Source organism: Micromonospora arida (assembly GCF_042873195.1).
GTDB lineage: Bacteria > Actinomycetota > Actinomycetes > Mycobacteriales > Micromonosporaceae > Micromonospora > Micromonospora arida.
In genome coordinates, this window is sequence record NZ_JBIALC010000006.1 from 120369 (window position 1) to 135994 (window position 15626).

Annotated in this window: 10 protein-coding genes; 5 read left to right on the plus strand and 5 right to left on the minus strand. The window is 71.8% G+C overall.

Annotation, left to right across the window (positions count from 1 at the left end):
• Nucleotide 1: 1 nt before the first annotated feature.
• Nucleotides 2-1504, minus strand: coding sequence for an amino acid permease (locus ACFYP0_RS19365; RefSeq protein ID WP_355499428.1), 1503 nt, complete (start codon nt 1502-1504; stop codon nt 2-4).
• A 202-nt stretch (nt 1505-1706) separates the two neighbouring features.
• Between ACFYP0_RS19365 and ACFYP0_RS19370 the strand changes: the two genes are divergently transcribed.
• Nucleotides 1707-3368, plus strand: coding sequence for a glycoside hydrolase family 10 protein (locus ACFYP0_RS19370; RefSeq protein WP_356979201.1), 1662 nt, complete (start codon nt 1707-1709; stop codon nt 3366-3368).
• A gap of 179 nt (nt 3369-3547) precedes the next feature.
• A complete protein-coding gene (locus tag ACFYP0_RS19375; RefSeq protein WP_356979203.1) occupies nt 3548-4087 on the plus strand; it encodes a phospholipase in 540 nt (179 codons plus the stop codon).
• A gap of 204 nt (nt 4088-4291) precedes the next feature.
• On the opposite strand, the gene ACFYP0_RS19380 is transcribed toward ACFYP0_RS19375, so the two are convergent.
• Nucleotides 4292-7132 (minus strand): ATP-binding protein, encoded by a 2841-nt coding sequence (locus ACFYP0_RS19380; protein ID WP_356979205.1) that lies wholly within the window; start codon nt 7130-7132, stop codon nt 4292-4294.
• Between the two features lie 152 nt (nt 7133-7284).
• Nucleotides 7285-7497: an FmdB family zinc ribbon protein gene (locus ACFYP0_RS19385; protein ID WP_112674337.1), complete on the minus strand. Its 213-nt coding sequence runs from the start codon at nt 7495-7497 to the stop codon at nt 7285-7287.
• A gap of 37 nt (nt 7498-7534) precedes the next feature.
• On the opposite strand from ACFYP0_RS19385, the gene ACFYP0_RS19390 reads away from it, so the two are divergent.
• The 3 genes from ACFYP0_RS19390 to ACFYP0_RS19400 all read left to right on the plus strand — a co-directional run bounded on the left by ACFYP0_RS19390 (nt 7535) and on the right by ACFYP0_RS19400 (nt 13587).
• A complete protein-coding gene (locus ACFYP0_RS19390) occupies nt 7535-9127 on the plus strand; it encodes a lytic transglycosylase domain-containing protein (RefSeq protein WP_356979207.1) in 1593 nt (530 codons plus the stop codon).
• Between the two features lie 72 nt (nt 9128-9199).
• The gene (locus tag ACFYP0_RS19395) at nt 9200-10216 is read left to right on the plus strand and encodes a GNAT family N-acetyltransferase (protein ID WP_355499461.1); all 1017 of its coding nucleotides are present in this window, start codon (nt 9200-9202) and stop codon (nt 10214-10216) included.
• 92 nt (nt 10217-10308) lie between these two features.
• Nucleotides 10309-13587, plus strand: a complete 3279-nt coding sequence (locus ACFYP0_RS19400) for a lamin tail domain-containing protein (RefSeq protein WP_356979209.1) — start codon at nt 10309-10311, stop codon at nt 13585-13587.
• Between the two features lie 66 nt (nt 13588-13653).
• Here the strand turns inward: ACFYP0_RS19400 and ACFYP0_RS19405 are convergent, their stop codons facing one another.
• Both ACFYP0_RS19405 and hemB read right to left on the minus strand, forming a co-directional pair.
• Nucleotides 13654-14229 (minus strand): helix-turn-helix transcriptional regulator, encoded by a 576-nt coding sequence (locus ACFYP0_RS19405; protein ID WP_356979211.1) that lies wholly within the window; start codon nt 14227-14229, stop codon nt 13654-13656.
• 408 nt (nt 14230-14637) lie between these two features.
• A complete protein-coding gene (hemB, locus tag ACFYP0_RS19410; RefSeq protein WP_355499410.1) occupies nt 14638-15621 on the minus strand; it encodes a porphobilinogen synthase in 984 nt (327 codons plus the stop codon).
• Nucleotides 15622-15626: the final 5 nt, after the last annotated feature.

Below are 15626 nucleotides of genomic sequence, written 5' to 3' on the forward strand. Positions count from 1 at the left end.
ATCAGCTGTCGGCGCTCGGCTCCCGAGGCGCCGGGGCGACGGCGGGCTCGTGCTGGGCCAGCCGGTTACGGCGGTGGCCGTAGCCGAAGTAGATCAACGCGCCGAGCAGCATCCAGGCCAGGAACCGCAGCCAGGTCTCCACCGACAGGTTGAGCATCAGGTAGAAGCAGGCCAACGCCGAGACGATCGGCAACACCGGTGAGAACGGCACCCGGAACGGCCGCTCCAGGTCCGGCCGCTTGCGGCGCAGGATCGGCACCGCCACCGACACGAGGACGAACGCGCAGAGCGCGCCGATGCTGACCAGGTCCGCCAGCGCGGACAGCGGCAGGAAGCCGGCCAGCAGCGCGACCGCCACCGTCATGATCGCCGAGATCCGGTACGGGGTGCCCCAGCGCGGGTGCACCTTCGCGATCGAGGGCGGGATCAACCCGTCCCGGGCGATGGCGAAGCCGATCCGGCCCATCGCCACCAGGTCGACCAGGATGACGCTGGTCAGGCCCGCGACCGCGGCGATGGAGACCAGCACGGCCGCCCAGCCCGCGCCGACCGACTCGAAGGCCGACGCGATCGGGGCGCCCCGGTCGATCTCGGTGTACGGCACCATCCCGACCACCACCAGCGAGACGCCGATGTAGAGCACCGTGGAGATCAGCAGCGTGCCGAGCAGACCCAGGGTGAGGTCCCGCTTGGGCTTCCTCGTCTCCTCGCCCAGGTTGGCCACGGCCTCGAAGCCGGTGTACGCGAAGAAGACCACGGCGGCGGCGCTGAGCACCCCGACGAAGCCGAAGACCGACGGCTCCAGCCCGAAGAGCGCCTGCGTGACCGGCTGCTTGATGCCGTCGTCGCCGCTCCCGGCGGGCTCGGCCGGCGGGATGAACGGGGTGAGGTTGGCGGCCTTGACGAAGAACAGCCCGGCCACCACCACGAAGACGCAGATGGCCACCTTGACCAGCACCAGCAGGTTGGTGATCCGCGCGGATTCCCGGATACCGACGATCGCCACGATGCCGAGGATCAGCACGATGGCGATGGCGCCCACGTTGACCGTGCTGCCCTCCTCACCGAACCAGCGGGTCGGCAGGTCGAGCAGTTCGGCAAGGTAGCCGGACCAGCCTCGGGCCACCACGGCGGCGCCGAGCGCGAACTCCAGCAGCAGGTCCCAGCCGATGATCCAGGCGACGATCTCGCCCATCGTGGCGTACGCGTAGGTGTAGGCGCTGCCGGCGGTCGGCACGCTGGAGGCCAACTCGGCGTAGCAGAGGGCGGCGAGCAGGGCCACCACGCCGGCGATGGCGAAGGAGATCACCACGCCCGGCCCGGCGCTGTCCCGGGCCTCGATCCCGGTGAGCGTGAAGATGCCGGTGCCGATCACGATGCCGATGCCGAAGCCGGTGAGGTCGGTCGCGCCGAGCCGTCGCTTCAGCCCCAACTGGCCGTCGCTGCCGTCCGCCTCACCCTGGGCTATCACGTCCTTGATTGGTTTTGTGCGCAGCACGGACACCCGGTCACCCCTCCCACCGTGCGACCACCTCCGTGGCGGCCGGTGACCGCCGTTGCTACCCACCGGTGCGATTGATCAACCACGAACTCTTGCGGCGATGGCCAGACTGTGAAAATTTCCTACCAGCAACGCGGACATCGACGGCGAATCTTGCCGTGCACCGTGTGAAACATCCGGGAGCCCCAACGGAGGGACAGACCGCATGAAAGCCACCCGACTCGGAGTCGCCGGGCTGGTCGCAGCCCTGCTCGGCACGTTCGTCAGCGCCACCCCCGCGAGCGCCGCACCCAGCGCGGCCGACACCACCAGCACCGCCACCTGCGCCACCGACCCGGCCACCCCGAAACGGCAGTTCCGGGCCATGTGGATCTCCTCGGTGGTCAACATCGACTGGCCCAGCAAGGCGTCCCAGACCAACCCGGACCGCATCGCGGCCCAGCAGGCCGAGTACCGCGAACTGCTCGACCTGGCCGGGCGACTGCACCACAACGCCGTCGTGGTGCAGGTCCGGCCCACCGCCGACGCGCTCTGGCCCTCGCCGTACGAGCCCTGGTCGGAATACCTGACCGGGATACGCGGCCAGGACCCGGGCTGGGACCCACTGGCCTTCCTGGTCGACGAGTCGCACAAGCGCAACCTGGAATTCCACGCCTGGTTCAACCCGTACCGCGTCTCCATGCCGGCCCCCGGCGGCGCCGGCGCGGACCTGACCCAGCTCGCCCCGGGCCACCCGGCCCAGCAGCACCCCGACTGGACCTTCGCCTACCCACCGGCCGGCGTGGCCGGCAGCCGGCTCTACTACAACCCCGGGATTCCCGAGGTCCGCGAGTTCGTCCAGACCGCCATGATGGACGCCGTCAAGCGGTACGACATCGACGGTGTCCACTTCGACGACTACTTCTACCCCTACCCCAGCGGCACCTACCAGGTGCCGGACGACGCGACCTTCGCGGCCCACAACCGGGGCTTCACCGACCGGGCCGACTGGCGGCGGGACAACATCAACCTGCTGATCCAGGAGATGAACGGCAAGATCAAGGCGGCGAAGCCGTGGGTGAAGTTCGGTGTCAGCCCGTTCGGCATCTGGCGCAACAAAACCGCCGACCCGCTCGGTTCGGACACCACCGGCAGCCAGTCGTACGACATCATCTCCGCCGACACCCGCAAGTGGATCAAGCAGGAGTGGATCGACTACGTGGTGCCGCAGCTCTACTGGTACATCGGCCAGTACCCGGCCGCCGACTACGCGCGCCTCGTGCCGTGGTGGGCCGAGACGGTGCGCGGCACCCGCGTGCAGCTCTACATCGGCCAGGCCGACTACAAGAGCGGCGATCCGGCGTACGGGCCGTACTGGCAGAACCCGCGTGAGCTGTCCGACCACCTGACGCTCAACCGGTCGTACCCGGAGGTGCAGGGCAACGTGCACTTCTCCGCCGTGCAGGTGCGCGCCAACCGGCTCGGCGCCACCGACATCTACGCGGCCGAGCACTACTCCCGCCCGGCGCTGGCGCCGGCCATGCCCCACCTCCCGGCGCGGCCGCTGCTCTTCCCGGTGGTCACCAAGGCGACCCGGCAGGCCGACGGTGTCCGGCTCACCTGGCGCCAGCCCGCCGACGGCGTCGGCCCGCTCGGCACCGCCACCTCGTACGCGATCTACCGGTTCGACGGCACCACGCTGCCCGGCCGGTGCGCCACGGCCGACGCCGCGCACCTGGTCGACACCGTCCGGGCCACGCCCGGCAACACCCAGTCCTGGGTGGACACCTCGGCCGAGCCCGGTCGGCGCTACACCTACCAGCTGACCGCAGTGGACCGGTCGGCCAACGAGAGCCCCGCCAGCCCGCCGGCATTCGTCCTGCGCTGACCGTCTCTCTGGATGCCCCGGACGCCTCGCGCGTCCGGGGCATTCGTCTGTTTCGACGTATGTCACCAATAGTTGGCGATGCGCATACCGCCTAGTTGATCAGCTGATCGACACTCATCGACATCCGGTAACCCGCCGGTAACTTCCGTCCCACCCGCTCACCCCCGCGGAGGTAACCCGTGCCCCGACGTCTCGCCACCCTGATCGCCTCGGGCGCGTTAGCGCTGCTCGCCACCCTCGCCATCGCCTCCCCCGCCGCCGCCGTCACCCCCGCCCAGAAGCTCTCCGTACTGTCCAGCTGGACCCAGACCAGCGCGTCCAGCTACAACTCGTGGAACAACGCCCGGGTCAACCGGGCACCCTGGGCCGAGTACAACTTCAACTGGTCCACCGACTACTGCTCGTCCAGCCCGGACAACCCGCTCGGGTTCACCTTCAACCTGGGCTGCTACCGGCACGACTTCGGCTACCGCAACTACAAGGCGGTCGGCCAGTTCTCCGCCAACAAGTCCCGCCTCGACAGCGCCTTCTACGAGGACCTGAAGCGCGTCTGCACCACGTACAACTCGGTCGTCCGACCGGCCTGCTACAGCCTGGCCTGGACCTATTACCAGGCGGTCAGCATCTTCGGTTCGGTAGCGGCCGTCCAGCAGGCCGACATCGACCGCGCCGCCCGAATGAAGGCCCAAGCCGAAGCCAACGCCGCAGCAACCCACTAACCCCACCCCACCCCACCCCACCAAGCCCAAGCCCAAGCCCAAGCCCACGCGATCTTGCACTTTCGGTTGCCGGTTTGCCGCTTTGGCACCGTTATCTCACCGCAGAAAGTGCAAGATCGCTGGGGCAGGGGGGCTGGGGCAGGGGGGCTGGGGCGGGGCGGGGCGGGGAGGGGGGAGGGCGCGCTGGGCGCGGGGGTGGGGGGGTTAGGCGCGTTCGGTTCGGGTGGCTGGGTGGCGGTCGGGGTCGGCGGGACGGCGGGGGGTCGGTTGGGACAGGCCGGTGCTGAAGCGGGTCGAGTCCGCCGCCAGGTCCGGATGTTCCACGTCGAGTGCCAGCGCCGCGGCCTCGTCCAGCCCCAGCTCCGCACCCTCGCCGTACGCGTCGTCGAAGGCCGCGTCGCCCAGCACCGCGCGCAACTCCCCCTGCTGCTCGGCCCAGTAACCGCCGAAGATGCCAGGCGTGGCACGCATGCTCGCCCGGGTGGCCTGCGCTGCCCCGAACAGGCGGGCGGCGGTCAACCGCTCCCCGCCGATCGCGCAGCGCACCGCGACCGCGTTCAAGGTGTCGCACGCCCGCCCGTGGTAGCCGTGGCCCATCCGGGAGCGCAGCGCCACCAGCAGATGCTCGTGTGCGGCGATCACGTCGCCGCGGGCCAACGCGACCATGCCGAGCAGCATGTCCACCGAACGCCGACCCCGCTCCACGGGACGGGCCGCCTCCACCGGACGGACCGCGCCCAGCAGTTCCGCCGCCTCCTCCAGGGCGCCCCGCCGCCAGAGCAGCTCGGCCAGGCTGAACACCGCGAACAGCGCCTCGCCGACCACGTCCTGCCCGTGCGCCCAGTCGATGACCTCCCGGCACACCCGCTCGGCCTCGACGAACTGCCCCATGTCCACGAGCGGCGCGGCCCTGCCGGCGAGCACCCGGGCCAGCAACCCGGCGTCGCCGGCCTGCCGCGCCGCCGCCTCCGCCCGCTGGGAGTAGCGCAGCTCCTCGGCGAACTCGCCGTCGGCGCTGGCATGCAGCGAATGCATGTGGTACGCCGCCGCCATCTCCGCCTCCGGGATCCGCTCCCCCGTCTCGGCGATCCGTCCGTACAGCCGGAACAGCCACAGCCGCCCCTCGCGGGCCAGGCCCCGCTCCAGCCACCACTGGTCCAGCCCACCCGCCAGACCGAGACCGGCTCGGGCGCTGCCTCCGGTGGCGCACCACCGCAGCGCGGCGCGCAGCTCCCCGGCCAGTGGATCGAGGGCATACAACGACAGCGTCACCGGCCGGCCGTCCTGGCCCAGGTGGGCCCGGTCCAACGCGTGCGCCGACCAGGCCACGTGCCGGTCCCGAGCGGCCTGCTCCTCGCCCGCCTCGGCCAACCGCCGCGCCGCGTACGCCCGGATGGGGTCGAGCATCCGGTAGGTGCTGCCGGAGGCACGCGGCTCGGCCAACACCATCGACTTGTCCACCAGGACCGAGAGCGGGTCCAGCGGATCGTCACCCAGCAGCCACTCCACAGTCGCCAGATCCACCGGGCCGGCGAAGACCGCCAACCACCGCAGCAGGCGGGCGGCCCGGGGCCCCAGCGTCCGGTAGGACCAGGTGACGGTGGCCTGCATGGTCAGATGCCGTTCGGTGGCCGAGCGCTGCACCGCTCGGCTCGCCGGCGTGGGCGGTGACGCCCCGGCCGCCGCGGCCACCAGGTCCACGGTGTCCTGCTGGTTGCCGGACCAGCCCCGCTCCACCGGCGGCGGATCCGGGTCCTCCCGGCCGGCGTCCAGGGTGCCGAGGACATCGTCCAGCCGCTCGGCGAGCTGGCCGACGGAGAGCACCCGCAGCCGGGCGGCGGCCAGCTCGATGGCGAGCGGCAGACCGTCCAACCGCTGCACGACCCGACGCAGGTCGGCGGACTCGGCCGGGTCGGGCTGTCGACCACCGCGCGCCGCCGCCGTACGGTCCAGCAGCAGCGCCACCGCGTCGCTCTCCGCACCGTCCGCGCGCGGGTCCACCGAGAGCGGCGGAATCCGCCACACCACCTCGCCGGGCAGGCTGAACGACTCACGACTGGTGGCCAGCACCCGTACGCCACCCCCGCCGGACAACAGCCGCGCGATCACCTCCGCGCAGGCGGCCGGTTGGGTGTCGCAGGTGTCCAGTACGACCAACATCCGGCGGCCGGCCGCGTACTCGACGAGGGTGTCCAGCATCGGTCGGCCGGGCTCGGGACGCAGGCCGAGCACGGCGGCGATGGCGAACGCCACCAACCCCGGGTCGGTCACCGAAGCGATGTCGACGAACCAGACCCCGTCCGGGTACGCCTCGACAACTCCGCTGGCCAACTCCACCGCGAGCCGGGTCTTGCCCGCGCCGCCCGCGCCCAGCACGGTGACCAGGCGGTGCTGACGCACCAGCAGGCCCAACTCGATGCGCTCGGCCTGCCGGCCGACGAACGAGGTCACCTGGGTGGGCAGGTTGTGCGCCACCGCGTCAGCGGTGCGGGGCCGGGGGAACTGCCGCTCCAGACCCGGGGCGACCAGTTGGAACAGTCGTTCCCGGTCATCGAAGCCGCGCAGTCGGTGCAGGCCCAGGTCGAGCAGGGTCGCACCCGGCGGCATTGGCTCGGCCCGACGTGCGGTGGACGCTGTGCAGAGCACCTGCCCGCCGTGCGCGGCGGCCGCCACCCGGGCAGCCCGGTGCACCTCGGGGCTGGCGTACTCGCCGTCGCGTGGCTCGGCATAGCCGGTGTGCAGGCCCATCCGAACCCGGGGCGCGGCCTCGGAGGTGGGCCAGTCGTGGCTGGACAGTGCTCGCTGGGCGGTCAGGCACGCGGTCATCGCCGCGGCCGCTTCCTCGAAGGCCAGGAAGAACGAGTCGCCCTCGGTCAGCAGCTCCGCGCCACCCGTGCTGGCCAGCGTGCAGCGCAGGAGCCGTCGATGCTCAGCGAGCACCGGGCGGTAGTCCGGGCCGAGCAGCTGAGCCAGCCGGGTCGAGCCCTCGATATCGGTGAATACGAAGGTCACCCAACCGCTCGGGAGCTGGATCCGTGGCGACATGCGAGGAACCTCCGCCCGTGACGTCGGGTTCATGCTGCCTGAGTCCGAGCGATCACACATCGTGAGAACGGCTGGGCAAGTGCCGCCTCAACGTGCCACTCGGACCCGCTCCCGGCAAGGCTGGCCCACCATGCGGCGGCGAATTGGCCCGATCAGCAGCCGCAGGCGCCGCCGCAGCAGCCACCACCACCAGCGGCGGGTGCCGGGGCACCACCGCTGCGGCCGGTGACCGCGACCGCGGAAAGAAGCTTGACCGTGTCGGCGTGTCCCTGAGGGCAGCTGGCCGGCTCACCTGCCGCCGCCATCGAACGGTTGACCTCGAAGGTGTCGCCGCAGGCGCGGCAGCGGAACTCGTACCGGGGCATGGCACCCAGGGTACGTGGATCTGGCGGTTCGCGGAGCATGGGTGATACTCGACAGGTGGTGGACGGCGAGGACGACACGCGTGTGCAACCGTTACGACCGGCCGCGCCGCTGGACGGGCCGCTCGAAGGCTCAGGGGCCGCGCCCGACCCGGTGCGCAAGCTGCCCCGCCCCCGCCGCCCCTGGCTGAGCGGGCGTTCCGCGGGTGCGCCGACCACGCCACCGGCCACCACGCCAGCTCCGCCCGCGGCCAAGCCCACCGCGGCCGACGCCGCCGGGTCCGAACCGGACGCGAGCGCCACCGGCACGAAAATCCCAGCCGAACCCGTCCCAACCGCTGGCCCAGCGACCGCCCCCCAGACCGAGGCACCCACGGCCGAGGCCGCGAAGGCCGAGACCGGTAAAGCCGAGGACCTCACGGCCGACGCTGCGAAACCCGAGGATCAGAAGGCCGACGCCGCGGAGGCCGACGCCGCGGAGGCCGACGCCGCGGAGGCCGACGCCGCGGAGGCCGACGCCACGAAAGCCGAGGACCCGAAGGCGGATGGCAGCGCCAGTGACCCGGGCGCGCCGAAGTCAGCCGGCGCGTCGAGCGCCGACACGCCAGCCGACGACGCGAAGACCGATGCCGCAGGTCCGGCGAAGACCACTGTGGATGAGATCCCGGCCGTGCCGGCGTCCTACCCGGTCCGCCGCCGGCGGCGGGTGCAGTTCGCGCACGCGGTACGTCTGCCACCGCGCCGGGCAGCGGCCGCCGCGGCCCAGGCGACCCGCGCCTGGGCGCGCCGGCCCAGCGGTCGGCTGACCCTGCCCGGCGTCTTCCTGCTGGCGCTGGTGGCCGCGACCGCCGCGGCGGGAGCGCTGCTCGTACCGGCCGCGATCCGCTCACCGCGCCCGGTCGCGGTCGATGCCTCGGCCTCGCCGACCGGGGTCGCACCGCCGGGGGTGCCGTCCGGCCTGCCGACCAGCCCGCTGCCCACCGGGCCGCTGCCGACCCTCCCGCTGCCCACCGGCGGGTTGCCCGGCAACGGGCTGCCGACCGGGTCGGTGATCGGTGGCCGACCGTCGGACGCCCTGGCCGGCTGGGCGCAGCAGGTCGGTGCCAAGGTCGGCGTCCCGGCGGTCGCCATGCAGGCGTACGGCTACGCCGAGCTGGTGCTCGCCCAGACCAACCGCAGCTGTGCGCTGAGCTGGACCACGCTGGCCGCGATCGGAAAGGTCGAATCGGATCACGGCTCGACCAACGGGGCGCGGTTGGGGCAGGACGGCAAGGCGGTACCCAACATCTTCGGGCAGCCGCTGGACGGCAAGGACGGTCGGATGCGGATCATCGACACCGACCGTGGGGCGCTCGACGGGGACGCAACCCTCGACCGCGCCATCGGGCCGATGCAGTTCATCCCGACCACCTGGCAGGAGATCGGCGCGGACGCGGACAACGACGGCCGCAAGGACCCGCACGACCTGGACGACGCCGCCCTGGCAGCGGGAAACTACCTCTGCAAGGGCGGCCGGAACCTGAGCATTGCGGGCGACTGGTGGAACGCGATCCTCTCCTACAACGACGTACGGCGGTACGCCCAGAACGTCTACGACACCGCGAACCGGTACGGACGGGCCAGTCGGCCATGAAGTGATCGTCTCGATACGTTGGAGAACTGGACACTTCCCCCGGGCCTCTGTTAGCGGCAAGCTAGACGGGTGATGGTGCGCGAGTGGGACCCCAGGACCGCGTCGTCCGCCGAGATCGCGTCGCTGTTGGCCACGCTGAACGCGGTCCTGGCGGCCGATCTGCCGCAGGATCCGCCCTGGCGGGAGGCTTCGCTGCGGGAGTACCTCGCCGAGGTGATGCCCGGCGAGCGGCGGATCTCCTGGATCGCCCAGGCCGAGCCGACCGACCCGGGCGACCCGGGCGCGGTGATCGGCCAGGTGCACGTACTCCTTCTGGGTGACATCGGCGTGCTCGAGGTGCTGGTGCACCCGTCCGCCCGGCGCACCGGCCTCGGCCGTGACCTGGTGCTGCGCGCCGCGCGCCGGGTCTACCAGGAGGGCTTCCGGTCGATCGGGGTCGAGGTTGTCGGCGACACGCCGGCGGTCGGGTTCTACGAGTCGCTCGGCTTCACCCGGGAGTACGTGGAGACGCGCAGCGTGCTCGACCTGACCGCGGTGGACTGGGCCGAGCTGGCCGAGATGGCCACCGGCATCAGCGCGGGCTACCAGCTGGAGTTCTTCCCGGGCGGGCCGCCGGACGACCTGATCGATGCGTACGCGCGGGCCAAGGCCGAGGTGCGCGACGTCGACGACGGTGAGCTGCGCCCCAGCTCCTACGACCCGGAGCGGCTGCGGGACAGCCTCGACACGCTGCACCGGCGGGGCATGAAGCCGTACATCGTTCTCGCCCGGCACGAGCAGAGCGGCGAGGTGGCCGGTCTGACCGAGGTGGTGGTGCCGGCGCAGCACCCGACCCGCGCCGACCAGTACGACACGATCGTCGCGCAGGATCACCGGGGTTACGGCATCGATCGGGCGATCAAGGCCCGGATGCTGCTGGAGCTGCGCTCCGCCGAACCGGAGCTGATCGAGGTGCAGACCTGGAACGCGCAGGCCAACGAGGCGATGTTGAAGGTCAACGCGGAGCTGGGCTACCGCCCCGACCGGGACTGGTGCGAATACAGCGTCGACGTCGCTGAGCTGGTGCACCGCCTCGATCCGCCGCGCTGAGAAATTCACGAAAGTGTCCATTAGGGGATGGACGGTGGACAGTCGCGCACCTTAACGTGCGTTGACCCCCATCCACCCATCGTGGAGGCCCTATGCGCCCGCGCCGCTCTATCGCCGCGCTCGCGACCGCCACCGCCGCCGTGACCGTCACGGCGCTCGGCGTCGCACCCACCGCGGCCAGCGCCGCACCCACCGACCTGTTCATCTCGGAGTACGTCGAGGGTTCGTCGAACAACAAGGCGATCGAGCTGTTCAACGGCACGGGCGCCGCCGTCGACCTGACGGCCGGTGGCTACCAGTTGCAGCTCTACTTCAACGGCTCCACCACGGCCACCACGATCGCCTTGACCGGCAGCGTGGCGGCCGGCGACGCGTTCGTGTTCGCCAGCGCCTCGGCCGGGGCCGCCATCCTCGCCCAGGCCGACCAGACCAGCGGGGCGAGCCTCTTCAACGGTGACGACGCGATCGTGCTGCGCCGGGGCACCACGGTGCTCGACTCGATCGGCCAGGTGGGCGTCGACCCGGGCACCGAGTGGGGCGCCGGCGTCACCAGCACCGCGGACAACACCCTGCGCCGACTGCCGAACGTGACCGCCGGTGACACCGACCCTTCGGACGCGTTCGACCCCGCCACGCAGTGGGCCGGCTTCCCCGTCGACACGTTCGACGGGCTGGGCGCGCACACCGTGGACGGCGGTGGCCCGGTCGACGTGCCGGCCACGCTGACGTGTGGCGGGCCGCTGGTCACCGCCGCCGGCACGGCCGCGAGCCGCGAGGTGAGCGCCGCCGACCCCGACGACACGATCGTCGACCTGGCGGTGACCGCGATCAGCCCGAGCCCGACCTCCGGCTCGATCACCCGTACCGCGTTCACCCCCGCCGACGGGGTGGGCGGCACCGCCCGCGCCACGGTCGGCGTGAGCGCCGACCTCGCCGCCGGGGCGTACACCGTCACCCTCACCGCGACCGACGCGGGCGGTGGCACCGCGAGCTGCGCGCTGGCCGTGCAGGTGACCCGGGAGCTGACCGTCGGCGAGGTGCAGGGTCCGACCACCGACACCGAGTCCGGTCCGAGCGACCGGTCACCGCTCGCACCGGCGAGCGGCAACGGCACGAGCAGCACGCTGTACGACGTACGCGGCGTGATCACCCAGTTGACCCTGGCCCGCACCTCGGCCGGGGCGGAGCAGCACGGCTTCTTCCTGCAGAGCCGCGTTGGTGACACCGACGGCGACCCGACCAGCTCCGACGGCATCTTCGTGTTCATGGGCACGTTCACCTCGCTGATCGGCGGTTACGTGCCGACGGTCGGCGACGAGGTCGTGCTGCGGGCCCGGGTGTCGGAGTACTACAACTTCACTCAGCTCTCCGGCGCGTCGCTGGTCCGCCGGATCGGCGGTGGGCTGGTCGTGGACACCGCGGTCGCGGTGACCGACGCGGTGCCGCCGGCCGTGCTGACCGACGCGCAGCGCTTCTGGGAGCGGCACGAGGGTTCCCGGATGCGGGTACGCGCTGGCAGCGGCGCGGTGAGCGGCCGGGACGTCTTCTCCTCCACGGCCGACGCGGAGCTGTGGGTGGTCGACCGCGACGACCCGCTGCTGGACCGCGCCGACCCGTACTCCCGGCGGGTCTTCCGCGATTCGCACCCACTGGACAACGACCCGACCCGCCGCTTCGACGACGGCAACGGTCAGCGGACGCTGCTCGGCAGCATGGGCGTGAAGGCCACCGCCGGGGACAGCGCCGCGCTGCTCCCACCGGCGCACACCTTCGACACGCTGCGGGCGGACGCGGTGGGCGGGGTCTACTACTCGTTCGAGAAGTACGGCGTCCAGGTCGAGCGGGCGGAGTTCGCCGCCGGGGCCGACCCGTCGAAGAACAACCCGCCCAAGCCGGCCGAGCGGTCGCAGGAGGCGGCCGTGGCCACCTACAACGTGGAGAACCTGTACGACTACCGCGACGACCCGTTCGACGGCTGCGACTTCGCCGGTAACGACGGCTGCGTGGGCGTCTCCCCGCCGTTCGACTACGTCCCGGGCAGCGAGGCGGAGTACCGCGAGCAACTGGCCGCGCTCGCCGACCAGATCGTCAAGGACCTGCACGCACCGGACGTGATCCTGGTGCAGGAGGCCGAGGACCAGGACATCTGCACGATCTCCGGGGCGGCGCTGAGCTGCGGCGACACCAACAACGCCGATGGCGCTCCGGACAGCATCCAGGAGTTGGCGCTGACGGTCGCGGCGGCCGGTGGGCCCGCGTACGCCGCCGCCTATGACCGGACCGGCGCGGACGCCCGCGGTATCACCGCAGCCTTCCTGTACCGCACGGACCGGGTGTCGCTGGCGGCCGCGACGGCGGCGGACCCGCTGCTGGGGTCGGCACCGACCGTTCAGTATCGGGCTGCGGGGCTGCCGTCCAACGCCGACGTGCAGAACCCGAAGGCCCTCAACGCGGTGTTGCCGGCGGATGTGGACACCTCGACCGGTCGGGACGGGAGCAACGTCTTCACCCGTGCTCCGCAGTTGGGCAAGTTCAGCGTGGCCGCGGCGCCCGGCGCGACCGAGCGGTTCACCCTGTACGCCCTCAGCAACCACTACTCCTCCGGCCCGGACAGCCGGGTCGGTCAGCGGCGGGAGCAGGCGCGTTACGGCGCGGCCATCGTCACCGCGATCGAGGCGGCCGACCAGACCGCCCGGGTGGTCTACGGCGGGGACCTGAACGTGTTCCCCCGCCCGGACGACCCCATTGCGACGGGTGACCAGCCCACGCCGTCGGACCAGCTCGCCCCGCTCTACGAGGCGGGCCTGCACAACCTGTGGGACAACCTCGTGGCGGACGTGCCGGCCTCGGCCTACTCGTACAGCTTCGAGGGGCAGGCGCAGACACTCGACCACCTGTTCGTGAACGACGCGTTCTACGGCGACCTGGTGCAGGTGCGGGCGGCGCACATCAACGCCGACTGGCCGGCAGAGTTCGCCGGTGACGGGTCACGCGGTTCCAGTGACCACGACCCGCAGGTGGCCAGGTTCCGGTCCCGAGCGTCGTTGACCGTGGCCGACACGGCGGTGGCCGAGGGCAACCAGGGCACCCGGCAGCTCACCTTCACCGCCACCGTGTCTCGGCCGCTGTCCCAGTCGGTGCTGCTCTGCGCCGCCACCGTCGGCCTCACGGCGCAGGCAGGCTCGGACTTCGAACCGTACGCCGGCTGCAAGGTGTTGCCCGCCGGGCAGACGTCGGTGGCATTCCCGGTGTCGGTACGCGGTGACCGCAAGCGGGAGGCGGACGAGAAGTTGACGCTGCTGGTGGCCGGCGTGCCCGGCCTGCGGTTGGCTGATCCACTCGCGACCGGAACGATCACCAACGACGACTGATCACGGAACGTGGTCGACGATGGCCCGCCGGACCCGCTCGGGACGGCGGGCCCTCGTCTCTCCTCCTCAGCGGTACCGCCAGAGCTGTGGCGGCGGTGGATCGCCGCGGTGCCTGGCTACCCGCACCTCCCATTGGCTGCGCCGACGCATCGCGTCCCGGACCTCCCGATTGCGGTAGAACGTCTCGGGCGGGCGGGCCAGCCCGTAGATGTCCGCCCACCACTCCCCCGGCTCGGGGTCGAGGATGGTGTCCAGATGCGACGGGTAGCGGCGCCCCGCACCGTCGCGCGTGTCTTCCCAGTCCCGCATCGGCCTGAGCACCCGGCCGAACTCGTCGGCGACGGCCAGCCGACATCCGACGACCCCGACTATCCGGCGGAGCAGCTCAATGCTCGGAACAGTCCGACCGGCCTCGATGCGGCCGATGGTCGCGTGGTGCACCCTCGCCCACCGGGCCAGCTCACGTTGACTCAGGTCGGCGTGACGACGGACCGCCCGGACGATGCCAACGACCGGCCATGGGGTGTCGGAGGGCTCGCTGAGTATGACTTTGCGCTGCGCGATGCTGGGGCTCGAACCGTCGGGGATCCAGTTGCCGGCGCTGGTTGCTCCTGCGCCCAGGGGTGTCGGTGAGTCGGCCATACCGCCACCGTCCCGGCTCGCCCCGTTCCTCGCAGTCCCGTTTGGCAGGCCTGTGGACAACGGAAGGACCTGTGGACAACCGGGCGTCCGTCACCGCGGGAAACGTGGCTCTCGCACGTCGCCGAAATCGTGGGCATTGAGCAGCACGTCCTCACCGCGGACGAGCAGGGGGCCAACCCCTGGCCCTTCCCCTTTGCTCTGCACCCCGATAAGCACCGGTCGCGGTCCGTAGCCGTCGCATCCGCGGGTGCAGAGCAAAGGCAAGCATGGAGGCGTCGGGCCCAGCGTCCGCCACGCGAGGCGGCGTGGGACCCAGGGAACCGCCACGCAAGGCGGCGTCGGGCCCACGGAACCGCCACGCAAGGCGGCGTCGGGCCCAGGGAACCGATGGCCGCCGGGCAGCGATCGTCAGTAGCGCTGGCGGAGCAGGCCGGCGGCCTCGACGGCCCAGTAGGTGAGGATGACCTGCGCACCAGCCCGCTTGATCGAGGTGAGCGTCTCCAGCATCACCCGCTCGCGGTCGATCCAGCCGTTCGCGGCGGCCGCCTCGACCATCGCGTACTCCCCGGAGACCTGGTAGGCGGCGACCGGGACGTCCACCGCGGCCCGCACCGCCGACACCACGTCGAGGTAGGGCAGTGCCGGCTTGACCATCACCAGGTCGGCGCCCTCGGCGACGTCGAGCGCGACCTCGCGCAGTGACTCCCGCAGATTGGCCGGGTCCTGCTGGTAGGTGCGTCGGTCGCCCTCCAGCGCCGACTCCACCGCCTCCCGGAACGGGCCGTAGAAGGCGGACGCGTACTTCACCGCGTACGCCAGCACGGAGACGTCCTGGTAGCCGGCGTCGTCGAGGGCCCGGCGTACCACGCCGACCTGGCCGTCCATCATCCCGGACGGCCCGACCATGCCGACCCCGGCGGCGGCCTGGGCCACCGCCATCTCGGCGTACGCGGCCAGGGTGGAGTCGTTGTCGACCTCACCGTCGGGGGTGAGCAGCCCACAGTGCCCGTGCGAGGTGAACTCGTCGAGGCACAGGTCGCTCATCACCACCGTGGCGTCGCCCACCTCGGCCACCACGTCACGGACGGCGACGTTGAGGATGCCGTTCGGGTCGATGCCGCCGAAGCCGGTCGGGTCCCGCTGCTCCGGCACGCCGAAGAGCATGATCCCGCCGACACCGGCCTGGACCGCCTCGACCGCCGCCTTGCGCAGCGAGTCCCGGGAGTGCTGGAGCACCCCCGGGAGCGACCCGATGGCGCGGGGCTCGGTGAGCCCCTCCTTGACGAACATCGGCACGACCAGTTCGGCCGGGTCGACCCGGGTCTCGGACACCAGCCGGCGGACCGCCGGGTTGCGGCGCAGCCGGCGGGGCCGGATCTCGGGGTACGACATGGCAG